The organism is Paenibacillus sanguinis 2301083 = DSM 16941 (assembly GCF_000374825.1).
Lineage (GTDB): Bacteria > Bacillota > Bacilli > Paenibacillales > Paenibacillaceae > Fontibacillus > Fontibacillus sanguinis.
Genome location: NZ_KB895376.1, coordinates 126,832 through 152,446, shown reverse-complemented (window position 1 = coordinate 152,446; position 25,615 = coordinate 126,832). Strand labels below are relative to the sequence as shown.

The following is a 25,615-nucleotide window of genomic DNA, read 5'->3' as shown; positions in this document are numbered from 1 at the left end:
CAAGAGACGATTTTTTTGGACTACCTCTTCAAGAAAAAGGACGCAAACACCTGACCCGTGTTTACGTCCTTTTGTAAAGATGAACGAATTTATAAATTTGTAGCGGCATCTAGCATTCTTCTTTATCAAGTACTTAATGACGCTAACCAGCTATTGGCCTACAATCATGCTCTGACGTTGCTGTTTGGCCATTCGATCAGAGATTTCCCGCTTGAGCCTGATGAACTCGGGGTCCTCCATGATTTCCTCCCGTCGCGGGCGAGGAAAAGGGACTTTAATCGTGTGCAGCAAGCGGGCTGGCCGATTCGAGAACAGGTAAATCTTATCCGAAAGCAGCAGCGCTTCGTCGATACTATGCGTAATCATCAGCACTGCGCGCTTGCTCTCCTCCCACATTTCCAGCAGCCACCGCTGCATTTCACTGCGGGTTAACGCATCCAGGGCACTAAACGGCTCGTCCAGACACATGACTTCCTGGGGAGCCATCAATCCGCGCAGGAAGGAGGCACGCTGTTGCATCCCTCCGGATAGCGTATGAGGATATGCCTTCTCAAAGCCGCCAAGGCCAGCCTTCTCCAACCACTGCTGTACATCGCTGTGTGGCAGGCGTTTGCGCCCGCGAGCGGCGATGTCTCTTGCCAATACGATATTGTCCTCTACGGTTCGCCATGGAAATAGGGCGGGCTGCTGCGGTACATAGCTAATATGACCGCGTTGCCCGGTGACCGGCAGGCCGCGCAGCAGCACTTCACCTTGATCGGGCGCTGTCAAACCGCCGATGATGTGAAAGAGCGTGCTTTTTCCGCAGCCCGAAGGTCCGATAATGGACACAAACTCGCCAGCCGGTACGCTAAGTGAAATATCATTCAAGACAGGAACAGGCTTCCGCCGGTCGCGGAAGGTTTTGCTGATATGCTTGACTTCCAGGGCCGAAGCCTCCGGTGCGGGAGCAGGGGAATGACCGCTCATGATTGAACCTCCTCTCAACAATTCCTTGGTTGCAATCCTGTTCTATCTCTGGTCGTTCGCCGGCTTATAACGGACCAGCCATCTCTCGAGCAGGGCTACGCAGGCGAACATCATCAGGCTGATGGCTACGATGATAGCAATCGCCACGAATATCTTGTCCGTACGGAAAGAAGATTTCTGCAACATCATATAATAGCCAATACCTTGATCTGCGCCAATCCACTCGGCGATGACTGCCCCCATCACGCTGTAGGTGGCGGCAATTTTAACACCTGATAGTATAGAAGGAATCGCATAAGGAATTTCCAGCTTGCGAAAGATGTCGCCTTTGGTTGCGCCAATCATTCGCATATAGTCCAGCATAGCCCGGTCCGTGCGCATCAGTCCATCCATTGCGGCGACGGCCACCGGAAAGAAGCAAACGAGCGTAATCACGATGATTTTGGGCAGGATACCGAAGCCGAACCAGATCATCAATAGCGGGGCAAGGGCAATGGTAGGCACGTTTTGACTCAAAATGATGAGTGGGTACAGCGATTTTTTTAAGAACGGTACATAGTGAAGGGTAAAAGCCACCGCCAGACCAACCAGTGTCCCGATAGCAAAACCAACCAGCATCAGACGCAGGGTAGCCAGCGTATGCCCCCATAGACCCGCAGCTCCTGCAGCCGCTTCCCGGCCGATATCCACGGGACTGGGAAGAATCCACTTCTCGATCTGGAACCAGGTTGTAGCGCCTTGCCAGATTAGTAAAAACAAGATGACCGCCACAAGGGGCGGCCACATGCTGTTCCACAGGCTGCGAAGATTCATGGCCGATATTTCTCAATCAGCTTGTCCATACTGACACCTTGGGGATTATAAGATATTTTGATTTGCGAGATCACGCCGTTACTGCCGAATTCAATCAACGCCTGGTTCATTTTCTTGACGATCTCCAGCAGCTCGTCAAGCTCGCCCTCCATGGTTGTCTCCAGGGGGTTAACCTGATATTTAACACCTGAAGCCTGAATGACCTCGATAGCCCGGTCTACATAAGGAATAACATTTTCACCGTTAGGCGTCTTCGGAATGACTTGAATACTAAGTAGTGCGTTTGACATAGTGGATAACCATCCTTTCAAGATAAAAGCTTATTGTATTATTCAGGCAGGAATTCGTTGGTAAAGGCGGCATCAACATCAAGCGGCTTCTCTAATAAGCCTCGTTCATGCATCCAGTCCGCATACTTCTCCCAGACTTCACGTTTTTGTTCTCCCCAGCGAGGGGCATCCTCCTGATATTTCGGGCTCAGCCATTTTTGACTGGCTACCACCAGGTCCTTATCCAATTCCGGGACGGCCTTGAGCAGAATTTCGGCGGCTGCTTCCGGCTGATCGATCGCGTACTCATACCCCTTTGTGACGGCTCGCATGAATGCCTTGACCAGTTCCGGATCCTCCTTAATCGTCTGCTCATTGGTAACGATGACCGGGGTGTAATAGTCAAGCTGGTCAGAGAAGTCCTTCACGTACAGCATATCCAATGGCTCGCCCCGAAGCTCGGCTTCGATACCCGTCCAGGCGTAGAAGATCCAGGCAAAATCGATATCCCGCTTCACGGCTGTAAAATAATCGGCATCTCCGATATTCAGGTACTTCACTTTGCTGGAATCAGCGCCTTGCAAATCCATGATCGATTTAATGACAGCTTCCTCAACAGGGGAACCCCAGCCGCCATAGGCCTTACCTTCAAAATCCTTTGGAGATTTAATATTTTTGGCTACTGGCGCGGCAAAGCCGGAGGTATTATGCTGAATAACCGCCGCAAGCGAGACGAGCGGCACGTTCTGAACACGTCCTTGCGTAACATTCTCCTGAATGCTGACACCAAACGGAACCTCACCCGAGGCTACCATGGCGTCGGCGCCCCCGGCACCCGGCAGCACGATCTCCACGTTCAGGCCTTCCTCATCAAAATATCCTTGATCTTTAGCGGCATAAAGCCCGGTATGGTTCGTGTTGGGACTCCAGTCCAGCACCAGTCTAATATCCCGCAACTCCTGACTAGATGATGGGTCCGGTTCAGCGGCCGACGCATTGTTGCCGTTACCTCCGGAATTATTGTTCACCGCTCCTGGGTTGGCATTGGCGCCGCAGCCGCTCAGTGCAAGTGTCAGCAGCATGCCGCAGAGGGCCAGCGCGATGAATGTGCCGAACCGTCTTTTTTTTCTCATGGCAGTAGTCTCCTTCTTGTCATTTATTTCCGCAGTGTTGTTCTTGTATAACCCTGGATGACTGTCCATAAACGGCCTGCTGCCCGAAGACAACGGCCTGGACGCAAAAAAAGCGCCCCAGACTGGGACGCGACAGGTAGACGGAAATGAAGCAAGCTTCTTCCATTAATCATGTCATGGCTCCCTACGCTGGCATTATCCAGATCAGGTCAAAGGGTCAGTATTATAAGGAATACAATCTCAGCCGGCCTTGCTCCGGCACCCCCTAACTATTCAACTGCAGTTTACCTTGTCATTATAATGAGATTGCTTCCCATTTGTCCACCCTTGCTTTTTTTTCATTTGAAATCAACAGGAGATTTGCTTTTTATTTGGCAAAGGGCTATAATACAAATAACTCTTATTTTTGAAAGAAGATATTCACACATTGAAAAGGGTGTCACTTTTGAAAAATGGAACTTTTTTCAATATGTGAATTTTTTTTATGCAAGTAGAAAAAATGGATCATGTTAATCTTTAAGCAGGAGGTATACCTTCATGGAAACAGGAACAGTTAAATGGTTTAACGCAGAAAAAGGTTTTGGCTTCATCGAAGTGGAAGGCGGAAATGACGTATTCGTACATTTCAGCGCGATCACTGGCGAAGGCTTCAAAACGCTGGACGAAGGCCAACGCGTACAATTCAACGTGGTTCAAGGCAACCGCGGCCCACAAGCTGAAAACGTTGTAAAACTGTAATGCAGGCTGAAACTGCTCTTAATGCGTTTTTGCATTAAGGGCAGTTTTTATTAATTCTTTTTAATTCATGAGGTTAATTATTTTGAAGTTCGCTTCGGCCTCTGAATAGCATATATAAGAAATGACCAATACATCCGGGTGGCTGACATGTTCACTTTTGGAGGAGGGGAATTATGAACTACCGTAAAAAAACGTTAGAAGAAATTCCTGAGGAGAACACACCGGTTTGGACTTGCACGAGTGAGGATTGCAACGGTTGGATGCGGGACAACTTCACCTTCGATTACAGCCCTGTTTGTCCGCTTTGCTCTTCCGAAATGGTAAAAGGGACGCGTATGCTTCCTCAATTGTCAAATCCCAGTTCAGAACACAAATCCGCGACCAAGAAGGCATAGATACTTAAGGTCAACAACAAAAAGAAGCTTGCCCATCGAACTTCAGTGGGCAAGCTTCTTTTTGTTTTACACGGAAGTTATGGGGGGGCGGGGATTGCATGTACATGTAAAATCTAATATGTTTGGAGGTAATCAGCTCCGTAGTATCTGAGTCAGGCGGTGGTTCTATCGCTAGTAATCGAACGGTATTGTTTGAACATGAACAGCCGCCAGCGGGTAATCATGCCGTAGGCAAGCAAGAAGAAGACCGCTCCCGTCTGCATGACGGAGATGTACTGGTATACGACTTCGTGAAGCAAGAGCCGTACGGCGAGCAATCCAATCAGAATCAGCACGAAGCTTCGGGAGCGTTCAGCATAGATTTCGCCACTGATGTTCTCGAATTTGGTCGTGCGGATCAGCGGATACGAGAACAGGAACCAGCCGCAGATAAAGGCGATGAGTCCCCAAAGTATCGGAATATGGGTCTCCGGGACAATAAACATGCCAAAGCCGGTCGTCATGCCCAGCGGCGGGATGATGATCTTCTTGACGGTAAGGGGGCGACGACTGGCCTTCAAGCGAATGAATATGGCGGTAACCGCCATAGCAAGCGCACCGAGGGTAAAAGCAACCTGCATATATGGGGAATTAACCAGATTCATGATTAGATTCATGGGCGAGTCCCTTTCTACAAGAGATAGTTCATAAAGTCATAGTCATCTTTCGATCACGATTATATCACAGTCCATCCACTTTGTTTCAAATCGTCGTCAGAAAGGATAGCAGATCAATCTTAGGAGGAATTTACCGTTTATGAACAAGGAAAAAGTAGAGGTTTTACGCTTTTATGTCGGTACTTATGCGGAGAAGAGCGAGCCTGGCATTTATTTGTGCGAGCTTGAGCTTCGCTCTGGCAAGATACGCAAATTACGGGAGCAGGCGGGGATAGCTAATCCTTCCTTCTTGATTGCTGATGCCAAGGCACGGCGACTCTATGCCGTTAGCGAACGGAGCGATGGACAGGTGGCCGGTTATGCCGTGGATCCGCAGGAGGGCAGTCTCACTATGCTAGGGACCACAGCAAGCACCGAGGGGGCGGACCCTTGTCATCTTGCGCTGCGGCGGGGGGCAGAGCGACATCTGTTGGCCGCCAATTATTCCAGCGGTGATATCAATGTCTTTGCTTTGGACTCGGGTGGGGCGCCGGGAGAGATGACGTCCAGGGTTCGTCATCAGGGCAGCAGTGTGAACGCAGAGCGGCAAGAGTCAGCTCACGCTCATAGTGCGGTTCCAAGTCCGGATGGGCGATTTGCCTTTGTCTCCGATCTGGGTATGGATCAAGTGATCATCTATCGGTTGGAGGGCGGAAGGCTGGAGCGTCATGGAGAGGTTCATCTGCCTCCGGGTGCAGGCCCCCGCCATTTCGTTATTCATCCATCGCAACGCTTCGCCTATGGTATTAATGAATTGAACAATTCGCTGACGACCTATACCTTCGATTCCGAGCGGGGACATTTAGAGGTGGTGCAGCATATCCACTCACTGCCGGAGGATTACACAGGGGAGAATTATCCGGCGGATATTCAGTTGTCTCCCGATGGGCGATTTGTCTATGGCTCCAACCGCGGACATGACAGTGTCGTGGGCTTCCGGATCCATCCCGATACGGGGCATCTTTATGATCCGTCCTGGACCGCTGCAGGAGGCAACTGGCCGCGTAATTTTGCCATGCTGGCCAATTATGCACTGGTGGCTAACCAGTACAGCGACAATATCGCCGTGCTGCGGCGGGATGAGTTAACGGGGCGGTTGGAGCTCACGGGTCAAAGCCTTGCCATCAGCAAGCCTTCGTGTATTGCATTGTGGGACGAGAATGGAATTTTCAATTTTTTACATAAAAAGGTTTGACAGAAGTTGGCCGCGCATATAAAATAACACCATAGCATACTAAATAGGTAGGATTAATTAAGTTCTCGCCGTACAGACGGAGGAACGCTCTGCTTGCCTCGGCAGACACGGGTAGTAGCTCGGTTTGACCGCAGGGACAGGGCGTTTTTCCGTTTTTTTAGAGGTATGGTGACCGGCACTGGAGAGTTGATAGGGAGCGGAGTAGAGAGTGGAAGCTCCTACTGATGGTAAGCTCCACGTTGCTCACTTAACTTTTAGAGGGGCGAGTTGCTTTGTCTGCCTTGTTGAAGTAACGCGAACAATTAAGGGAGCTAGGGGAGTGATACGATGAGCAGAAGGTTGAAGCGAGGGGTTCTGAATGGTCTGGCAATAGCATTAGTTGTGGTGATGGCAGCTTGCTCGGCAGGCGAAGAAGGAAGCGGAACTGCTGGCGCGAAGGCGGAGGCGTCCGGGGGAAGCGAGAAACCGGAGGAAGTTCAACTGCTTAACGTATCCTACGACCCGACTCGGGAATTGTATGAGAAATATAATGAAGCCTTCGCCGCGTATTGGGAGGAGAAGAGTGGGCAGCAAGTCAAGATCAGGCAATCCCATGGAGGGTCAGGGAAGCAAAGCCGCTCGGTTATCGACGGCTTGAAGGCGGATGTGGTCACGCTGGCACTCGGGTATGACATTGATGCCATTCAAGAGCGCGGGTTGATTGAGAAGGGGTGGCAGCAAAAGTTCGAGCATAACAGTTCGCCTTATACCTCTACCATTGTTTTCCTGGTACGCAAGGGGAACCCCAAGGGCCTGGAGGATTGGGACGATCTGATCAAGGAAGGCGTTGAGGTCATTACGCCGAACCCGCAAACTTCCGGCGGGGCGCGCTGGAATTATCTTGCCGCCTGGGGATACGCGCTGCACAACAACAATAAGGATGAAGCGAAGGCCAAGGAATTCGTTCAGAAGCTGTTCAGGCATGTTCCGGTGCTGGATAGCGGAGCTCGCGGTTCCACGACTACCTTCGTGGAGCGTGGCCTGGGGGATGTATTGCTGGCCTGGGAGAATGAAGCCTGGTTATCCGTAAAGGAGCTGGGCCCGGATCAATTCGATATCGTGTACCCGTCGGAAAGCATTTTGGCCGAGCCGCCTGTAGCGATCGTCGACAAAAATGTTGATAAGAACGGGACGCGGGAAGTGGCTGAAGCCTACTTGAAGTACCTCTATACGGAAGAAGGGCAGACGATTGCCGCAGAGAATTATTATCGTCCGACCCTGGAGAGCGTGCAGGAGAAGTATGCCGATCAATTCCCGGAGATCCAGCTCTTTACTATTGACGAGTTTGGCGGCTGGGAAGAGGCTCAGACCAAGCACTTCAAGGATGGTGGCATCTTTAGTCAAATCTATGTACCGCAGTAATCGCTCTGGCTGAAAGGAAGGAGTTGTTCTATGTATAGTGGCACTACCAAGCGCGGCGTCTTGCCCGGCTTTGGCCTGACGATGGGATACAGTGTCCTGTATCTTAGTCTGGTCGTATTGATTCCGCTCTCTGCGCTGCTGCTGAATTCTACGGGACTTACCTGGGAGAAGTTCTGGGATATTGCTACTGATCCCAGGGTGCTGGCATCATACAAGATCAGCTTCCTGACAGCGGCGTCAGCGGGCTTGATCGATGCGGTGCTGGGCTTGCTGCTGGCTTGGGTGCTGGTGCGTTACGATTTTCCCGGCAAAGCTGTGTTTGATGCGATGATTGATCTTCCATTCGCCTTGCCTACAGCAGTGGCTGGAGTATCGCTAACGGCTATCTACTCTGCGAATGGCTGGATTGGCTCGTTGCTGGAGCCTTTGGGCTTGCGCATAGCTTTTACGCCGATCGGCATTACACTGGCACTGATGTTCATCGGCATCCCCTTCGTGGTCCGTACCGTACAGCCGGTGCTTCAGGATCTGGATGCCGAGGTGGAGGAGGCGGCATCTACGCTTGGGGCGAGCCGCTTCCGCACCTTCCGTTCGGTAGTGCTGCCGGAGCTGCTGCCTCCACTGCTTACCGGCTTTGCGCTTGCCTTCGCCCGCGGTATCGGGGAGTATGGCTCCGTTGTCTTTATTTCCGGCAACATGCCGATGAAGACGGAAATTGCACCGCTATTGATTATGTCGAAGCTGGAGCAATTTGATTATGCCGGAGCGACAGCGGTGGCGCTGATGCTGCTGTTCATCTCCTTCGTATTGTTGCTTCTGATCAACTCGCTGCAGCGCCGAATCCAGAAAACCGCACGCTGACGAAGAATGGCAGATAGACAAGCCGGGAATATAGCCGGGGGATATGAATGCATGTACGGGAGGGAAGAGGATGGCAGGGACTGTACCCATGGCTGCGGGGCAGCCAACAATGCACGGCAGAGCAGCAAAAAAGGACTCGGGCGTCGTCAAGTGGGTGTTGGTCACGGCCGCTGGGCTGGTGTTGCTCTGGTTAATCGTGCTACCGCTGGCGGTGGTGCTGACGGAAGCACTCCAGAGAGGTTGGGAGGTATACGTGGCGGCCATTCGCGATCCCGATGCCTTGTCGGCGTTAAGGCTCACCCTGCTGGTGGCAGCCATCACCGTTCCGCTGAATACGGTGTTTGGCGTAGCGGCCGCTTGGGCGATTACGAAATTTAGATTTCGCGGCAAGCAGGTGTTTGTGACGCTGATTGATCTGCCTTTTGCCGTATCTCCGGTTATCGGCGGCTTGATTTACGTTCTGGTCTATGGCTCCAATGGCTGGTTTGGACCTTGGCTGGATGAACGTAATATATCAGTTATTTTTGCTTTTCCCGGTATTTTATTGGCTACGCTGTTTGTTACTTCCCCCTTTGTTGCCCGGGAGCTGATTCCGTTGATGGAGGATCAGGGGCAGCAGGAGGAAGAAGCCGCGGTTATGCTTGGGGCAAGGGGATTTCGAATTTTCTGGAAGGTTACTTTGCCCAATATTAAATGGGGGCTACTGTATGGCATCGTATTATGCAATGCCCGGGCGATGGGGGAATTTGGGGCCGTGTCTGTCGTATCGGGGCATATTCGGGGAGAAACAAATACGCTGCCATTACATGTAGAAATATTGTACAACGAGTACCAGTTCTCCGCTTCATTTGCGGTAGCATCCCTGCTGCTGTTGCTGGCGCTGGTTACGTTGTTGCTCAAAAGCTGGTTTACGCGCAAGAGCCGTCATTAACGCAGGAATCTGAAAATAGTTGGGGAGGCTATCGTGATGGCGAAACCATTAAAGGTAGACGAGGTATGGCTGGAGAGAATTGGGGAATTGCTCAGTGGATTGGAATTTGGTTCGCTGAACATCGTAGTTCATGAAGGACAGATTGTTCAAGTGGAAAGAACGGAGCGTAAACGCTATGAATTGGGCACAGGAGCAGCCCGGTCGGCCGTTCCTGCCCGCCGTACAGCCAAGGCTATACGTGAATCATAACGATATTGTTTATGCAAAGGCGAAACACCCTCGATTCCGGTACATTTCTACCGGAGTCGAGGGTGTTTGTTGTTAGGGCAGATGTATTGCTACTGCGCCTTGTCGTCTTCACTGATGAGAGGGGGCGAAGACTCGGCTTTGGACGCTGCAGAGCTGGAGGCGACAGGGACAACAGGGACAGGATCGGTATGTCCCGCATAAGGGCGGGATTTACGCGGCTTGCGCCCGTTCAGGCGGAAGCCGGCAAGCACCAGCAGCCCTTGAACGCCCAAAATGTAAGGAGCCAGCCAACCGCCAACGAGATGCAGCAAGACCAGCAAGCCGGTGAACAGAGCCAATAGCCGCATCGAGAGCGCGCGTGGATGTCGGTTGGGACCGCTGGCGATAGCCAGATAAATTAACAGCAGGGAGAGCCAGGCGGAGACCATACGAATCCAGGAGAAGCTGATGGACTCAATGCTAGAGCTACTATAGAGGGTAGTGTGGAGCAATCCAAGCGACCCAAGCAGCAACCCTCCGAGGGCGAATATGCATAGCACAGGCAGCAAAGGGCGGCATACACGCCAGATCCAGCTTCCCCAGCCGGGCCGTTCCCGGCGGTCTATCAGCCTATTACGTTCGGCAATAAGCTGTTCGCTTTCATTTTCGATCGTTCTCAGCAGGACAGGCAGACGTGTCTCATCCCCTTCGGCCATGAAGGTGGAGATCAGCGATAAGGCGTTCTCTGATGCGTAGGGAGCAGTGCGGCATGCCAGCAGCCGTTCGTTCAGTTCCTTACGCTGGTCGTCCGAGATTTTGTCTTCGTCCAGAACGTTTATCAGTGAAGCCAAGGCAGCGGCATACCGTTCCAGACTGAGCGTTATATATTCCAGCCGGGTCTGTTCGTTCCGGGATAGGCTGTAGCGCGAGGCGCCGTATAAGCTTGCAAGAATAGTTAATCCTATGAAGGCTGCGAATGCGGAATGATCTTGCTGATGCAGCCAGGCTATAGAGTCCGGCAGTGACAAGACGATCACCCTTTCCAGTTTCCTCTTTCCACTATTGCACACGAGCTTGCCGGATTCAAGTTCAGTGGGTAAAAATGAGACCAGCGATGATGAGCAGGCTGAGGTAAAGGATGCTTTTACATACGCGCCTGAAGCCTCATAGGAACAGTAAATTCGGCCCAAGTTGCTGTCCTGAGCATGTTCAGATACCCCTAATGGGAAATCCTCCAGCTAATCTGCGTAAAGCGGATGTTTTTGGATGTCTAGCTGGAAAAGCTCCCTATAAATTCGTGTTTTGGAGCTGCTTCTCGTGTTTGGAGTAATATAATATGGAGGATTTCCTGCTAATGGCCGATAATCGTGGGAAAAGCGGGTTTTAGCTGGAGGAAATCCTGTTAAATAGAGATTTAGAGGCTTTGCGTTGACTTTTGCTTAAAATGTTGATAGCATTATTTTAAAGTGTAGTTATTTTGTCGGAATTATATATAGCTTATATTTGCCATATGCAGGGAGGAATAATCTATCTATGAAAATTACCATTATTAACGGCAGCCCTACACCGGGTTCGCGTCTTAATGCGGTTATAGCACGGACAGAGCAATTGCTGGTTCAAGAAGGATTTGAAGTGAACCGCTTGAATGTGAGTGAGCTGCCAGCCGAAGATTTGATTCATGCCCGCTTCGAGAGTGAAGCGATCGTGAAGGCCAATGCGCGCGTGGCGGAAGCGGATGCTGTCATTGTTGCAAGTCCGGTGTACCAAGCCTCGTATACTGGAGTGCTGAAGACATTCCTCGATCTGATTCCGCAAAAGGGGCTGACTGGCAAGGTAGTATTGCCCCTCTTTATAGGCGGAAGCCTGGCCCATCTGCTCAGCATTGAATATGCCTTGAAGCCGGTCTTGTCTGTACTAGGTGCGCGTTACATACTGGGTGGCGTTTATACGGTTGATTCACAGGCGGCACGCAAGGAGGAGGGCGGTTACGAACTGGCCGCTGAATTGGTTAGCCGTCTGGAGGACAATGTTCGTGAACTGGTACGGGAAACCCGCCTGCGTCAGGGGCAGGCTTAAGCAGCAGACACAGCAGCCGGTGGTTCGGGAGATTTCGGAGGCCGGCTTTTTTTGTGCCAAGGGATGGCTGTGAACCCCTGTTAAATAGTACAATAGAATAAGCTTTGTTGCTGAAAATCTGACTTTTTGAATTCGCACAGAACGCACATTTTAAGTTTACAAGTACATAGGAGGAAATGACACCATGTTGAAGTTGGTCTTTTTTGTAGGGGTTGCCGGAACCGGGAAAACCACGGTGGCCCGTAAGCTGGCAAGACGCATGTCTGCGGCATTCCTGGATCGGGATACGGTGGGCGGACGCTTTGCCGAGAAAATTCTGGAGATGAACGGGCTGGATACCAATGACCGGGATTCCGATTTTTACAAACAGCATTTGCGTGATTTGGAATATGAGGCCACCCGTGATATTTGCATTGAAAATTTGTCGGCGGGTCAGAACGTCTTTATGATCTCCCCCTTTACAGCAGAGCTGAAGAGTCGGGAGTGGCTGGGCAAGCTGCTGCAGGATGCAGGAATGTCGAGCCAAGAGGTTGACGTGAAGGTCGTTGTGGTTACGCTTGAGGATATGGACACGCAGAAGGAAAGGATTATTGAACGCAGCACAGACCGCGATAGCTGGAAGCTGAGCCATTGGGACGATTTCAAGCAGCGCGTACAATTTGTACCGGAGATTAATTGGGATATTCCCAAATCATCTATTTATATATTCGATAATAGCGGCCAACTGACGGAAGAGAAGGTGGACGCGGTCTTTGAATTTGTCCAAAGTGAGACTGGACGGATGTAGCTTATAGCATATGCCTTTCCTGCGGCCAGGCCGTCAGGAGGGGCCTTATTTGTCTTCGCACGGGCCGGAAACGGAGGGACAGGGATGACTGTCATATTTGGATTTCTTAAAAAATACCGGATAGCCGCCATTTCGGCGCTTGCCATGCTATTGCTGGAGCTGGCTGTTGAGCTTATTCAGCCGTTATTGATCGCACGTATCATTGATGATGGCATAAGGGAAGGCAATGCGGCCGTCGCCTGGCTCTGGGGCGGAGTCCTGACAGGCAGTGCATTGCTGGCCTTTATTGGAGGAATTGGCAGTTCCTTTTTTGCCGCTCATGTGAGCCAAGGGGTAGGTTATGACCTTCGGGACAAGCTGTATGAGAAGGTGCAATCCTTCTCTTATGAGGTGTTTAACCGCTTTGCTGCTTCCTCGCTGATCACCCGGCTAACCGGGGATATCTCCGTATTGCAGGATATGATTTTTATGAGTTTGCGTTTTGCCACAAGGGTCCCATTGTTAGTGATCGGCAGCGTGATCATGGCTTTGCTGGTCCATGCGAAGCTAGGGCTTCTGCTCACGGTGATGGTGCCTGTACTGCTGTGGTTCGTGTTATGGATGATCAGGAAGGCAGCGGCCTTGTTCCGGACGGTACAGCAGCGCACCGACCGCATGAATGGCTTGATTCAGGAAAATCTGACCGGAATGCGGCTGATTCGGGTATTCGTACGCAAGGGGCATGAGATCGGCCGGTTCGAGCGGCGTAATCGCGAATTAAGAGAAGACTCGGTTGCGGCATTGCGGCTGACGGAGACGACGATGCCGTTCTTAATATTCGTCATGAATGCCGGAATTATTGCGGTGCTATGGTTTGGCCGGCTGGAGATTGAACATGGCGGGGCCACCGTAGGTGAGGTTGTCGCCGTCATTAACTATTCCTTGCGAACGATTGGCGCCTTGTCGGCGTTGTCCTGGATTATGAATTCGTTCTCAAGAGCTTCGGCTTCGGAAGGGCGAATTCGGGAGGTATTGACCACCGATGATCCGGAAGCTGAGCTTGGGGTCATTACAGGCAACCGGACGCAGCCGGAAGGTGAGGACGGTGCGGAAGCTGATTTGACGTCAATTCATGGAGCGATTGAATTCTCCGGGGTGTCCTTTCATTATCCGGGCCGGGAGCAACTCGTTCTGAAGCAGGTTTCTTTTACGGTAAAGCCGGGGCAACGAGTAGCGATTATGGGGGCAACGGGCTCCGGCAAGTCATCGCTGGTCCAACTGGTTCCCCGCCTGTACGAACCGACTGATGGAACGATCCGCATCGATGGCCAGGATATTCGGGATATGGATCGTACCGAACTGCGCCATGCCATCGGTTATGTTCCCCAGGAGGTGCTGCTGTTCACCGGAACGATTCGCGAGAACATTGCGTGGGGGCTGGAACATGCAGATGACGGACAGATTGAGACGGCGGCAAGGCGTGCGCAGATCCATGAGATGATTACCCGCCTTCCGCTTGGCTACCAGACGCGGCTTGGTCAACGCGGCGTGAATTTGTCGGGCGGGCAGAAGCAGCGTTTATCGATTGCCAGGGCCTTGGTGCGTGAGCCTTCAATTCTTATTCTGGACGACAGCACCAGCGCTCTGGACGTGCGTACAGAGGCGGCCTTGCTGGAGGAAGTATCGCATCTCTCCTGCACAACGCTGCTGGTGACGCAAAAGATCAGTGCTGTGGCTTCTGCAGATTTGATTCTGCTGCTGGACGATGGTCGCCTGATCGCAAGCGGGAAGCACGAGGACCTGCTGCAAAGCTCGCCGTTGTACCGTCGCATCTATGAATCCCAATATGGCAAGGAAGGGGAGGTTCGGCATGTTCAAGACCTTCATTGAGCCATTTCGTCATCCTTATCCCAGGCTGGATGAGACTCAGGGGAATCCGGAGCGGGATGTGCAGGCTGAACGGGTAATGGGTCAGGAGAAGCAGAGACGGGCCGGACATGGCGGTAGCCGGGGGATGCCGGCTCCCAAGCTCAGAGCCAAGAACTGGTCAGGCACGCTGGGACGAATCTGGCAGTATTTATCTGTGCACCGTGCCCGGCTGGGGGCCGTTCTGCTGATGGTTGTATTCAGCTCAGGGCTTGCCCTGCTGGGTCCGTACATGGTCGGTACGGCTGTGGACCATTATCTGGAGGGGGGAGACGGGTCATGGGGGCTATTCCTGCTTGGACTGCTGACCGTGTATGCCGGATTTTCACTGACCACCTGGCTGCAGAATATATGGATGATTGAGATTGCTCAGGAAACGGTGTACCGCATGCGCTCCGAATTGTTTGCCCAGCTTCATAAGCTGCCGATTTCCTTCTATGGGAAACGCCAACAGGGCGATATCATGAGCCGGTTGACCAATGATATGGATAACGTCAGCTCTACGCTCAACAGCTCGGCCATCCAGGTTTTCTCCAGTGTGCTCACCTTGCTGGGTACGCTGGCTGTGATGCTGTATCTCAGCCCGCTATTAACGTTGTTAACCTTTCTCGTAGTTCCGCTTATGCTGGCTGGCATGCGTTGGATTACGAAGCGAACGGGTCCCTTGTATCGCCAGCGTCAGCAGGATCTGGGCAGTCTGAATGGCTATATTGAAGAAACCTTGTCCGGCCAGCGGATCATCAAGGCCTTTTCACAGGAGCAGCGTGTACTGCGGAGCTTCCGTGAACGCAATGAGGCGATTCTTAGCTCAGGCTTCTGGGCACAGACGATCTCCGGATTTATCCCGAAGCTGATGAACGGGCTGAATAATCTTAGCTTTGCCATGGTTGCCGGGATCGGGGCTATTTTGGCTATCCGTGGACAGGGTGCGGTGACGGTGGGGGTTATCATCGTATTTGTGGAGTATGCCCGCCAATTTACCCGACCGTTAAATGACCTGGCCAATCAGTGGAATACCTTGCTATCAGCCATTGCCGGGGCAGAGCGCGTGTTTGAAGTGCTTGATGAGCAGGTGGAAGCGGACGATGAAGCTGAAGCAGTAGAGCTGAATTCTGTGCGCGGAGCGGTTGCATTCTCCCAGGTAGCCTTTTCCTATGTAGAAGATGGGAAGGGACATACTCTGGAGGACATCAGCTTTGAAGCTAAGCCCGGCGAGTTAATTGCTCTGGTTGGGCCAACAGGGGCGGGGAAGACGACGCTTATACAGTTGTTGTCGCGATTTTATGAGCCTTCGCAGGGAGCAATAACCATTGATGGACAAGATACGAGGACGATCCGCCGCGAAAGCTTGCGTTCGCATATGGCCTTCGTGCTTCAGGATTCCTTCCTGTTCCAGGGCACAGTTCGTGAAAATATCCGTTATGGGCGGCTGGATGCCACCGACGCCGAGGTAGAAGCAGCGGCCAAGCTGGCGAATGCCCACTCCTTCATTGTCCGATTGCCCGGGGGGTACGACAAGGTGCTGGATGTAGGGGGAGGGGGAATCAGCCAGGGCCAACGGCAATTGCTGGGCATTGCTCGGGCGATCCTGGCTAATCCGTCCATCCTGGTACTGGATGAGGCTACAAGCAGCATCGATACGGTCACGGAAATCAAAATTCAGGAGGGCTTGCATCGCTTGATGCAGGGACGTACCAGCTTTGTTATTGCCCACCGGCTGAACACGATTCGGATGGCTGATAAAATTATCGTCCTCAAAGAAGGACGGCTTATTGAGCAAGGGGCGCATGAGGAGCTGCTGGCGCAGCGTGGGTTCTATTACAGCCTGTATCATGGCGGCCTTATGGAGGAATAATGAACGGGATATATATACATGCTTATTTGCGTTCCATGCTGCTGCTGCGGGAAGAGATACCCGACTTCGGGGATTATCCCTTTAACCTTCCAGCCGTTGCCTCACTGGAACGATTGGAGTTCCATCCCAAGGTAACCTATATTGTTGGGGAGAACGGTATGGGCAAGTCGACATTGCTGGAGGCGATTGCGGTCGCGCTCGGCTTTAATGCGGAGGGTGGAACCCTGAACTTGAACTTTGCTACTGCGGAGACTCATTCCGAGCTGTATCGGCATCTACGTATGGTTAGGGGGGCGGTAAGGCCTCGCGACGGCTTTTTCTTCCGGGCGGAGAGCTATTATAATCTGGCAACGGCCATCGATGAGCTGGATCAGCAGCCAAAGGCCGGACGGCCTATTAAGGACTCGTACGGCGGGAAATCATTGCACATGATGTCGCATGGAGAATCGTTTTTTGCTACCTTTCTGAACCGCTTTGGCGGGCGGGGCTTATACATTCTGGATGAGCCGGAGGCCGCTTTGTCTCCGTACCGCCAGATGGCTATGCTATCCCGCATTCATGAATTGGTGGGGCAACATTCACAGTTTATCATTTCCACGCATTCACCTATTTTGATGGCCTATCCAGATAGTCTCATGTATCAGTTAACCTCAGCAGGCATTGAACAAACGGTGCTGGAGGAGACAGAGCATTTTGTCATTATGAAGGAGTTCGTCAATAATCGGGCGGGGATGCTGGAAGAGCTGTTCAAGGAGGACCAGGAATAGACACTATTTTGTGCAAGACAAATGAAGATGTTTGACTTATCATCAACCTGGAACTATAATGGTTACAGGTTGAAAAAATCTTCAGAAAAAAATCTATCTTGTAATGGAGGAATTCAGGATGAAAATATTAGTAACAGGTGCAACGGGGCAACTGGGCTCCAAGGTAGTGGATGCGTTGTTAGGCTTGGTTCCGGCGGAGCAAGTGGCAGTCAGTGTACGTCAGCCAGAGAAGGCCGCTGCGTTGAGCGCTCTTGGCGTGGAGGTGCGGCAGGGGGACTTTGATGAACCGGCTTCGCTGGATAAGGCCTTTGCCGGTATTGATCGATTGCTGATCGTGTCCACGCAAGGGGATAACGATACCCGGATTCGTCAGCATGGGGCAGCCGTCGAAGCGGCGAAACGGGCAGGGGTACAGTTGATTGCCTACACCAGCGTATCGAATGCAGCCGATAGTAATTTGCTGCTGGCTCCGGTGCATAAAGCAACAGAGGAATTCATTCTGAAGACAGGAATTCCTTATGTTTTCTTGCGCAACAACTGGTATATCGAAAACGAAATGAGTACGATTCAGGGCGTTCTTGCCGGAGCACCAGTCATTACTTCGGCTGGCAGCGGCAGAGTAGGCTGGGCTACACGTGAAGATTTCGCTGTAGCGGCTGCCAAGGTGCTTGCCGGAGCTGGACATGAGAACAAGGTTTATGAGCTGTCGGGCAAGCTGCTCACCCATGATGAACTCGCGAAGAACATTGGTGAAGCGTTGGGACGCGAGGTTTCTGTCCAGCATGTGGACGATGCAGCCTACGCTGAGGCTATGCGCGGAGCCGGGGTACCGGATCCACTTGTTTCTTTCCTTGTAGCCGTCCAAGCTAACATTCGTGATGGAGAGTTGGCTGTTGCCAGCGACGATCTGGAAATGCTGCTTGGCCGTCCTGCGACTTCGCTGGTCGAAGGCATCCGCGAAATGCTCAAAGAAATTCAGAATTAAACGATAGATCGCAACTCTATATAAGTTATACAAGACAAAGCATTCTTCCCTTATCCTTGGGGAGGATGCTTTTTTAATTGTATTGCTTGGTTATACTACGAGAATAAAATTAAGAATTTCTTCAGAAATACCCTTCATGAATGTTAAGATTTCCCCTTTAATATACAATGATGAGAGCAGATTCATAGAGAAAGTAGGGAGCGCATGAGTCATTACATTGTGCTGGTCGTCGATGATGATAAAGAAATTCGGGATGGCATCGAGATCTATTTGAAGAATGAAGGACTTACGGTATTGCAAGCAACAAACGGAGTAGAAGCTCTGGAACTTCTGTCCGTTCAGCAGGTTCATCTTGTTATTATGGACATTATGATGCCAAAGCTGGATGGAATTGCGGTAACGTCAAAGATTCGTGAGGAAAAAAATATTCCTATCCTGATGCTAAGTGCTAAAAGTGAGGATAGCGACAAAATATTAGGACTTCATGTAGGGGCGGACGATTACGTGACCAAGCCATTTCATCCGATGGAGCTGGTGGCCCGGGTCAAGTCTCAGTTAAGAAGATATGTGAATTTGGGAGCCTATGAAGCAACCTCCTCATTGATTGATCTAAAGGGCCTTCTTCTGGATACAGTCTCCAAAGAGGTCAAGGTCTTTGAACAACCGGTGAAGCTTACGCCAACAGAGTATAAAATCGTCGAATTGCTGATGACTAACGCAGGGCGTGTATTTTCTATTCATGAAATTTATGAGCGGGTATGGAAGGAGCCTTGCTTTAACGCAGAAAATACCGTTGCAGTTCATATACGAAGAATAAGAGAAAAAATCGAAATTGATCCTAAAAATCCAAAGTATTTAAAGGTGGTGTGGGGGATTGGCTACAAAATGGAAAAATAAATATGCTATAGGACTCTGGGCCATGCTGCTCACCTTTGGCTTGAGCGGGATCGTAGTTATCTTCTCTTTAGGCGGCAACTATGTGCAACGGAATTATTTTCATACATCTGCTTTTCAAAGTGAGCTAGACAGTTTTGCCAGCTACCTGAATATGTTTGTGCTTAACGACATTCCTCTTGAAGAGGCCAAGAAGATGCTGACAGTCACTGAGGAAGAAATGAATGAGAACGGTGCTGCTGCTCGAACCAAATTATTGCAAGAAAAGGAAAAGCAATTGGAGGAATACTATCGAGAGAGAGAAACCTTCCGCAGCGAGTATGCTAAGTATAATGATCAGTTCGTATATTATTTTAGAAGCAGCCTTTCCGATGAATTTTACACTAATATGAACAGTGGTAATGCCGAAGCGGCTCGGAAAAAGATGGATAGGGATAACCAGAGGCTGCTGTTTCGGACAAGCTATTATGTAACCAAGGAATTACAGCCCACCATCTTGAACGCTGTACATGGTGAATTGAATGAGAAGTACATACCGTTTCAGGGAGAAATTGCTGTATACAAAGACTTGCCTGCAAGCAGTCCCTTTATGGTTGAGTATAACAGGTACAGGCAAGGGCAGCTCATCGTGTGGTCATATGCGTTTGCAGCCATAGCTGCGTTAGTCATTTGTGGCCTGAAGCTGAACAAGAAAATGGTTTTTCCTTTGACAGTCAGTAAATGGGAGGTTCACTATAATAAGCTGCCGATGGATCTGCGCATCATTTTGATGGCTTTGACAGGTGTTAGTGCGATCCTTCTTCTATTTTCCGTGAAAGGAAACTTTGAGTATTTGTATGGCAGCTATTTTGCAGGCTTGTGGACATTTGTTCAAAATATGCTGATCTGGTGGGTATTGGCCTCGTTGCTTGTTTTGCTCACCTTTATTCAAGGGAAGTTTATGTTGGACACATTAACTAACTGGCAGTATACTCGGCAGGAGTGGGAGAGGGGGCTGCTGAACCGGGCTGTCCAACGGATGAAGTTATCGCATCGCCAATTCAAAATGATCCTGGTTAACGCCTTTCTGAGAAAGAGTACAGGTATGCAATGGGTGTTGCTTGTACTTGCGGTATTCACTTGCGGAGCGCTGACCGTGATAACCGTGCTTCATCCCGGAATGATTTTCTTGTATGCTCTCTTCCTTGTTATAGCAGGGATTCCGCTGATTTGGTTCTTCATCAAGCAGCTTGGATATTTTAACCGGATTGTGATTAAAACAGATGAATTGGCCAGGGGCGTCACAAGTCAGGACTTACCGGTGAACGGCAAATCGGTATTGGCTGCAATGGCTGGAAATATGAATGTGTTAGCTCAAGCCTCCAAGACCTGGCAGAATGAGCAGGCCAAGAGCGAACGATTAAAGACGGAACTCATTACGAATGTCAGTCATGACTTGAGGACACCGTTAACCTCTATTATTACTTATACGGAGCTGTTAAAAAAGGAAGACGTATCCCGTGAAGATCGGCAGGCTTATGTAAATATCATTGATCAGAAATCCCAACGGCTAAAGGTGCTGATTGATGATTTATTTGAAATTTCAAAAATGGCTAGTGGAAATGTCGAGCTAGTGAAGGAAAAAGTGGATTTGATTCAGCTTCTGCAGCAAGCACTCGCCGAATACAATGATATGATTCATGAATCCAGTTTGCATTTTAGATTATCCCACGATTCTGATCCGGTGTATGCCATGGTGGACGGGCAAAAGCTGTGGCGTGTATTCGACAATCTGATTGGAAATATATTAAAATATTCGCTTGAACACTCGCGCGTCTATATCTCTGTGCAGGCATTGGAGAATCAGGCAGCGATTTCTTTCAAGAATGTATCTAAATATGAGCTTAGCGGAGATAGGGATGAGCTTCTGGAAAGGTTCAAACGGGGAGACTCGTCGCGTCAAACAGAGGGCTCTGGTCTGGGACTGGACATTGCCAAATCCATTGTAGAGCTTCATGGAGGACAATTTGATGTTACAGTGGAGGGGGACTTGTTCAAAGTAAATATTACTTTGGGCTAAAATTGAACTTGCAGCTTGATAGGAAGAGGTAGGTTATACAGGAGAATGTCATATCAAAGTGAAATATGATAAAACAGAAATAAACGGCCGTACCCCAAACGATTCTAAAGAAGCGTGTGGCGTAGACTTCTTCAAGCTGATTGATCGCTGTCGGAGTATAGCAGAGTACGGGTCTTCTTTTTAACGCGATGCCAAGGCATGTGAGGAGAAACAAAAGAACCGCCGATATGAAGGAGCATAGAGCGGATTGAAGCCTTAATAAAAATGATCATATCATCCATGTTGTTTGAATAAGCCAATAGCGTGTACTAACTTTAGTTACGGAATGGATTATTAAGCAAAGGGGATTATTACCGACCATGCCAACGAAAAATAACTATGTTATGACCAGTGTCCAGTCCGGGTGGACTCATGCCGAGCAGTTCTGGGAAATGCATTCCCAGTCCAGATTAGTAGTTGATCCTGCCTCCTATACAATAGAAAGCGCATTGCAGCAGATTATGGATCTGTTTCAAGCTGAAATAGTTGATGGCGTTTTGCCACCTGCGGGATTGCCGGTGGTTAAGGGGCCAGCGGCTGAAGCGGGACCAGGGGATATCTTCATTCAACTGGAGGAATCTGCCGATCCTGACAAGCAGGAGAGTTATACCTTGGCAATTGGTCAGTATATTCATCTCCGTGCGGCGAGTGGACGGGCGTTGCTTTATGCTCTGCGAACGCTGTTGCTTCAGGCTGCCAAAGACCAGCAGCGTCTTGCCTTTGGAACAGTGACGGATTATCCGGTGCTGCAGGAGCGGGCACTTCATCTGGACATGGGACGCAAGTTTTTCTCCTGTGACTGGATTAAGGCACGCATCAGGGAAATGTCACGACTTCGTTTAAACACGTTGCAGCTCCACTTTTCCGAAAATGAAGGCTTCCGGCTGGAAAGCAAACGTCATCCCGAGGTGCTGTCTGATGAGTATATGACACAGGATGAACTGGCCGAGGTGTTGAAGGAGGCCGCTGCGTATCAAGTGACGGTTATCCCTTCGTTTGATTCGCCAGGACATCTAGGTCATGCACTCCGGCTGCACCAGGAGTGGCTGCTGCATAATCATGCGGGGCAGGCGGCCAAAGGCGCCCTGGATATTACCAACCCGCAGGCCAAAGCATTTGTGTTCGATTTAATCGAAGAGTACGCTGAGCTATTTAAAGACAGTCCCTTCTTCCACATCGGCGGTGATGAGTTTATTGATTTTGAGCATTTTGATCAATATCCGCAGTTGGCTCAATATGCAAGAGAAACATTGGGGGTGGCTGGCGGAACGGGAATCGATGCCTACCTTCACTACATTAATGAAGTGGCCGATATGCTGGAAAGCAAGGGCTTCGTGGTGCGGGCCTGGAATGACGGGTTGTACCGGGCCAATCAGACGCAACGCGTGGAACTGAAAACCTCCATCCAGATCACCTATTGGACCAAGTGGCATCATAATATGGCTTCCGTGCAAACAATCCTGGATCAGGGGCATGAATTGATCAACTTTAACGATGCGTTCTTCTACTACGTGCTTGGGGAGAATGCAGGCTACAAATATCCAACGGGCGATAAAATTTACGATGCCTGGCATCCCGGTCTTTTTCCAAGAGTGAACGAGTCAGAGAAGCAGGAATATCTGCCTCCATATCCTCCACAGCTTAAAGGCTGCTCTTTTGCCATTTGGAGCGATAAGCCGGAGGCCCAGACTCAGGAGGAAGTCAGTGCGGGTATTCAGGAGCCATTAATAGCTATGGCTGAATTATCCTGGATTGGAGAGAAGCGCATGGGAAGCTTTGACGAGGTCAAGGCAGCCTTCGCTGCATTCTCTTAAGAGGGAATGCAAAAGACCTGCATCCGATTGGATGCAGGTCTTTTGCAATTTAAAATGACAGCATAGACTCCCATAAAACAACCTGTCCATGGCGCAGACTTTGCTGAATATCAATCAAGCGCTGATTGGAGCTGCCACAATAGAGCAGGGAGGGATCGCGTTTGGCTTCCTCAAACCGGCCATCCACCAGGACCTCGCAGCGCCGCAGCAGCTCATATTCATCAGAGCCGGGACGGGCTAACAATTCCTCATACGTATAGCCCGTATAAATCCATATGGAAATCGGTCCGGTTGCGGCAACCAGCCGGTCAATAAACCCACTTACCTCGGCGGCAGAGAAAAAAGGATCGCCTCCCAGAATCGATAAGCCGCTTAGTAAAGGATTGTTTTTGATATCATCAATAATTTCTGCTTCCCGCTCCGGGGTAAACGGCTCACCATAGTCGAAGCTCCATGTCTTGGGACTGAAGCAGCCCTTGCAGTAATGACGACAGCCACTGATGAAGATCGCTGCTCTCAGTCCTTCTCCCTCATTGATGGATTCCGGGTAATATCCGCAAATATTCATGCGTCGTGCTTCACGCGATCCCGCACTTCCGCTTGTTTGGCAGCATTAAACCGCGTTTGGAAATCTCCGGTCAAGTAGCCCGTTACCCGGCGCAGACGGCGAATATGCACGTCATGCTCATGAGCTCCGCACGATGGGCAGTTCGCCCCGATAATGCCTTCGTAGCCGCAAGCTGAGCAGCGGTCGATAGGGTGGTTGATGCTGAAATAGCTGACCTGCTGCTCAAGCGCATATTGAATGATCTTGAGGAAGGCGGCCGGATTGCTGCGAGCATTGCCGTTCAACTCGATATAAGAGATAGCTCCAGCATTGCACAGGTCATGAAATTTGGCTTCCAGTTCAATCTTCCGGGCTGCGCTCAGGTTGTAATATACCGGAATGTGGAACGAGTTCGTGTAATACTCACGATCCACAACACCGGGAACTGCGCCGTATACCGCATGATCCCGTTTGGTGAATTTACCGGACAAGCCTTCGGCGGGCGTAGCAAATAAAGTAATGTTCAGATTGTGGCGTTCGCTTTGCTCATCGCAATAACGGCGCATATAAGCGATGGTATCATAGGCTTTTTGGTAGACTTCTTCATCTTCACCATGATGTTTGCCATACATAGCCTTCATGCATTCAGCCAATCCGATGAACCCGATAGACAGGCTGCCATGCTTGAGCAGCTCGCCTACGGTATCCTCAGGTCCCAACTGTTCGCCGCCTTCCCATACCCCTTCTCGCATCATAAAGTCGGAAGCCTTGGCCTTCTGGGAGGCTTGAATCTGGAAGCGGTGCAGCAGTCCTTCCAAGGCAATGTCCATATAGTGCGTCAGCTCGCGGTAGAAGCCGCGTTCGTCCGGGGTTTTGCGTTTGCCAAGCACGATACCATGCTCCAGCCCAAGCTTGACCAGATTCAATGTGTTAAAGGAAAGATTGCCTTTGCCGGACAGATGGTTACGTCCAAAGCGGTCTGCCAGCACCCGCGTGCGGCAGCCCATCGTGGCAAATTCCGTGTCCGGGTTGGCCGGATCGTAATACATCAGATTTAGCGGAGCATCCAAATTGGCAAAGTTCGGATACAAGCGTTTGGCCGAGCATTCCGCTGCTTTGAGGAACAAGGCGTAGTTGGGTTCTCCCGGATTTTGATTAACGCCTTGCTTGCATTTGAAGATTTGAATCGGGAAAATCGGCGTTTCTCCGTTGCCAAGGCCGCGAATAGTGGCATCCAGCAAAGAGCGAATGACAAGCTGACCTTCTGGCGATGTGCAAGTACCATAGTTAATACTGGTAAAAGGAATCTGTCCTCCAGCCCGGCTCGACATCGTGTTCAGGTTATGCACGAGACTTTCCGCCGCTTGCAGGGTTTCGATTTCCGTTTCCTTCATAGCATATTTAAACGTTCTGGGGAATTGCTCTTGGAGATCCAGGCGGCTCATCGTAATCTCGCTCAGGTCGGCATTTACCAGCTTCTCTTCAAAATATTCAAGACCTTTACGGAAATATTTATTAAATGATTTGGCAACATAAGGTGCCAGATCATAATCCAGCTTATTGGCCGACACACCGCCGTATTGAGAGTTTTGCTGGGATTGGAAAATAATGGCCACCAAAGCCATCGCCGTCATAATTGACGTTGGCGGACGAACGCTGCCGTTGCCTGTGTTGAAGCCCTCGCGGAGAAGCTTGCCAAACGGAATAAAGATACAATTCGTTGTGCCGATGGCATATTGGTCGAGATCATGGACATAGACAATATTGTCCTGAATGGCCTGGACCAAGCGACCTGGCATCACAAAATGATTGGCATACCACTTGGCATATTCACTGCCGAGCTTGCTCATTTTCCCGGAGAAGCTTTCTCCATTCAAGTTGGCGTTCTCACGCAGAACCTCCAGATTTCGGCTCTGGATGATTTCCTCCCCTAGTTCAATGACTTCGTCGAGCATGATGTCCTGGCTTGTATATGTTTGATTTAATAAAGCCATAGCAATCTTCTCCTCCCTGTTAACTGAGTTTTTTGGTTCTTGAGGTATCAGAAATGATGGTGTATTGATCACTGTTTTTCATATGAAAAGGCATCTCAACGCTTTAAGTTGATATGTCTTTATGTGCTGTGAGAACTACCCGTATATATGTTGTAAGGCTTGTATGTATACTATATTTTGTTGCGGTGTTTTTAGAATAGCCCAAGATGTAGTGTTTGTAAACGGGATTTAAGGATGTGAAAATGAACGTAAAAGTCATGAAAAT

24 protein-coding genes and 1 riboswitch are annotated in these 25,615 nt (G+C 50.3%); of the genes, 16 read left to right on the top strand and 8 right to left on the bottom strand.

Annotation, left to right across the window (positions count from 1 at the left end; translation table 11 throughout):
* Positions 1-150: 150 nt before the first annotated feature.
* The 4 genes from C557_RS0100845 to C557_RS0100830 are packed head-to-tail and all read right to left on the bottom strand — an operon-like array spanning position 151 to position 3,184.
* A complete protein-coding gene (locus C557_RS0100845; protein WP_018749915.1) occupies positions 151-969 on the bottom strand; it encodes an ABC transporter ATP-binding protein in 819 nt (272 codons plus the stop codon).
* Positions 970-1,011: 42 nt separating this feature from the next.
* Positions 1,012-1,782, bottom strand: a complete 771-nt coding sequence (locus C557_RS0100840; RefSeq protein WP_018749914.1) for an ABC transporter permease — start codon at positions 1,780-1,782, stop codon at positions 1,012-1,014.
* The gene (locus tag C557_RS0100835; protein ID WP_018749913.1) at positions 1,779-2,072 is read right to left on the bottom strand and encodes an MTH1187 family thiamine-binding protein; all 294 of its coding nucleotides are present in this window, start codon (positions 2,070-2,072) and stop codon (positions 1,779-1,781) included. Before C557_RS0100835 ends, C557_RS0100840 begins: the two co-directional genes overlap by 4 nt.
* A 38-nt stretch (positions 2,073-2,110) precedes the next feature.
* Complete coding sequence (locus tag C557_RS0100830; protein WP_018749912.1) at positions 2,111-3,184, bottom strand: ABC transporter substrate-binding protein; 1,074 nt, start codon at positions 3,182-3,184, stop codon at positions 2,111-2,113.
* A gap of 163 nt (positions 3,185-3,347) precedes the next feature.
* Positions 3,348-3,460: riboswitch (TPP riboswitch) on the bottom strand.
* A gap of 261 nt (positions 3,461-3,721) precedes the next feature.
* On the opposite strand from C557_RS0100830, the gene C557_RS0100825 reads away from it, so the two are divergent.
* The gene (locus C557_RS0100825; RefSeq protein ID WP_009223993.1) at positions 3,722-3,922 is read left to right on the top strand and encodes a cold-shock protein; all 201 of its coding nucleotides are present in this window, start codon (positions 3,722-3,724) and stop codon (positions 3,920-3,922) included.
* Between the two features lie 173 nt (positions 3,923-4,095).
* On the top strand, positions 4,096-4,317 hold the full coding sequence (locus C557_RS0100820; protein ID WP_018749911.1) for a cold-shock protein: 222 nt from the start codon (positions 4,096-4,098) through the stop codon (positions 4,315-4,317).
* Positions 4,318-4,469: 152 nt separating this feature from the next.
* On the opposite strand, the gene C557_RS0100815 is transcribed toward C557_RS0100820, so the two are convergent.
* Complete coding sequence (locus C557_RS0100815) at positions 4,470-4,973, bottom strand: CcdC family protein (protein ID WP_018749910.1); 504 nt, start codon at positions 4,971-4,973, stop codon at positions 4,470-4,472.
* 139 nt (positions 4,974-5,112) lie between these two features.
* On the opposite strand from C557_RS0100815, the gene C557_RS0100810 reads away from it, so the two are divergent.
* The 5 genes from C557_RS0100810 to C557_RS0100790 all read left to right on the top strand — a co-directional run bounded on the left by C557_RS0100810 (position 5,113) and on the right by C557_RS0100790 (position 9,649).
* Positions 5,113-6,207 carry a lactonase family protein gene (locus C557_RS0100810; protein ID WP_018749909.1) on the top strand — a complete coding sequence of 365 codons (1,095 nt, stop codon included), beginning with the start codon at positions 5,113-5,115 and terminating at the stop codon, positions 6,205-6,207.
* A gap of 327 nt (positions 6,208-6,534) precedes the next feature.
* On the top strand, positions 6,535-7,608 hold the full coding sequence (locus C557_RS0100805; protein ID WP_018749908.1) for a sulfate ABC transporter substrate-binding protein: 1,074 nt from the start codon (positions 6,535-6,537) through the stop codon (positions 7,606-7,608).
* Positions 7,609-7,638: 30 nt separating this feature from the next.
* Positions 7,639-8,469 (top strand): sulfate ABC transporter permease subunit CysT, encoded by an 831-nt coding sequence (gene cysT, locus C557_RS0100800; RefSeq protein WP_018749907.1) that lies wholly within the window; start codon positions 7,639-7,641, stop codon positions 8,467-8,469.
* A gap of 109 nt (positions 8,470-8,578) precedes the next feature.
* Positions 8,579-9,400, top strand: a complete 822-nt coding sequence (cysW, locus tag C557_RS0100795) for a sulfate ABC transporter permease subunit CysW (RefSeq protein WP_420805381.1) — start codon at positions 8,579-8,581, stop codon at positions 9,398-9,400.
* A gap of 36 nt (positions 9,401-9,436) precedes the next feature.
* A complete protein-coding gene (locus C557_RS0100790; protein ID WP_018749905.1) occupies positions 9,437-9,649 on the top strand; it encodes a YezD family protein in 213 nt (70 codons plus the stop codon).
* An 89-nt stretch (positions 9,650-9,738) separates the two neighbouring features.
* Here the strand turns inward: C557_RS0100790 and C557_RS0100785 are convergent, their stop codons facing one another.
* Entirely contained in the window at positions 9,739-10,665 is a 927-nt protein-coding gene (locus tag C557_RS0100785; RefSeq protein ID WP_018749904.1) for a hypothetical protein, read from the bottom strand.
* Between the two features lie 496 nt (positions 10,666-11,161).
* On the opposite strand from C557_RS0100785, the gene ssuE reads away from it, so the two are divergent.
* The 9 genes from ssuE to C557_RS22770 all read left to right on the top strand — a co-directional run bounded on the left by ssuE (position 11,162) and on the right by C557_RS22770 (position 22,809).
* Positions 11,162-11,704 (top strand): NADPH-dependent FMN reductase, encoded by a 543-nt coding sequence (ssuE, locus tag C557_RS0100780; protein WP_018749903.1) that lies wholly within the window; start codon positions 11,162-11,164, stop codon positions 11,702-11,704.
* A 184-nt stretch (positions 11,705-11,888) separates the two neighbouring features.
* Positions 11,889-12,491: a P-loop nucleotide/nucleoside kinase family protein gene (locus C557_RS0100775; RefSeq protein WP_018749902.1), complete on the top strand. Its 603-nt coding sequence runs from the start codon at positions 11,889-11,891 to the stop codon at positions 12,489-12,491.
* Positions 12,492-12,575: 84 nt separating this feature from the next.
* The gene (locus tag C557_RS0100770) at positions 12,576-14,360 is read left to right on the top strand and encodes an ABC transporter ATP-binding protein (RefSeq protein WP_018749901.1); all 1,785 of its coding nucleotides are present in this window, start codon (positions 12,576-12,578) and stop codon (positions 14,358-14,360) included.
* Complete coding sequence (locus C557_RS0100765; protein WP_018749900.1) at positions 14,341-16,251, top strand: ABC transporter ATP-binding protein; 1,911 nt, start codon at positions 14,341-14,343, stop codon at positions 16,249-16,251. The genes C557_RS0100770 and C557_RS0100765 overlap by 20 nt, the downstream gene beginning before the upstream one ends.
* A complete protein-coding gene (locus C557_RS0100760) occupies positions 16,251-17,018 on the top strand; it encodes an AAA family ATPase (protein ID WP_018749899.1) in 768 nt (255 codons plus the stop codon). The genes C557_RS0100765 and C557_RS0100760 overlap by 1 nt, the downstream gene beginning before the upstream one ends.
* A gap of 118 nt (positions 17,019-17,136) precedes the next feature.
* A complete protein-coding gene (locus C557_RS0100755) occupies positions 17,137-18,003 on the top strand; it encodes an SDR family oxidoreductase (RefSeq protein WP_018749898.1) in 867 nt (288 codons plus the stop codon).
* Positions 18,004-18,207: 204 nt separating this feature from the next.
* Entirely contained in the window at positions 18,208-18,900 is a 693-nt protein-coding gene (locus tag C557_RS0100750) for a response regulator transcription factor (protein ID WP_018749897.1), read from the top strand.
* Positions 18,878-20,956 carry a sensor histidine kinase gene (locus tag C557_RS0100745; protein ID WP_018749896.1) on the top strand — a complete coding sequence of 693 codons (2,079 nt, stop codon included), beginning with the start codon at positions 18,878-18,880 and terminating at the stop codon, positions 20,954-20,956. The genes C557_RS0100750 and C557_RS0100745 overlap by 23 nt, the downstream gene beginning before the upstream one ends.
* Positions 20,957-21,315: 359 nt before the next feature.
* The gene (locus C557_RS22770) at positions 21,316-22,809 is read left to right on the top strand and encodes a family 20 glycosylhydrolase (protein ID WP_018749895.1); all 1,494 of its coding nucleotides are present in this window, start codon (positions 21,316-21,318) and stop codon (positions 22,807-22,809) included.
* 49 nt (positions 22,810-22,858) lie between these two features.
* Here C557_RS22770 and nrdG read toward each other — a convergent pair whose 3' ends face one another.
* Together nrdG and C557_RS0100730 are read right to left on the bottom strand one after the other, a co-directional pair.
* Complete coding sequence (gene nrdG, locus C557_RS0100735) at positions 22,859-23,377, bottom strand: anaerobic ribonucleoside-triphosphate reductase activating protein (protein WP_018749894.1); 519 nt, start codon at positions 23,375-23,377, stop codon at positions 22,859-22,861.
* Entirely contained in the window at positions 23,374-25,350 is a 1,977-nt protein-coding gene (locus C557_RS0100730) for an anaerobic ribonucleoside triphosphate reductase (RefSeq protein ID WP_018749893.1), read from the bottom strand. Before C557_RS0100730 ends, nrdG begins: the two co-directional genes overlap by 4 nt.
* Between the last annotated feature and the right edge of the window lie 265 nt (positions 25,351-25,615).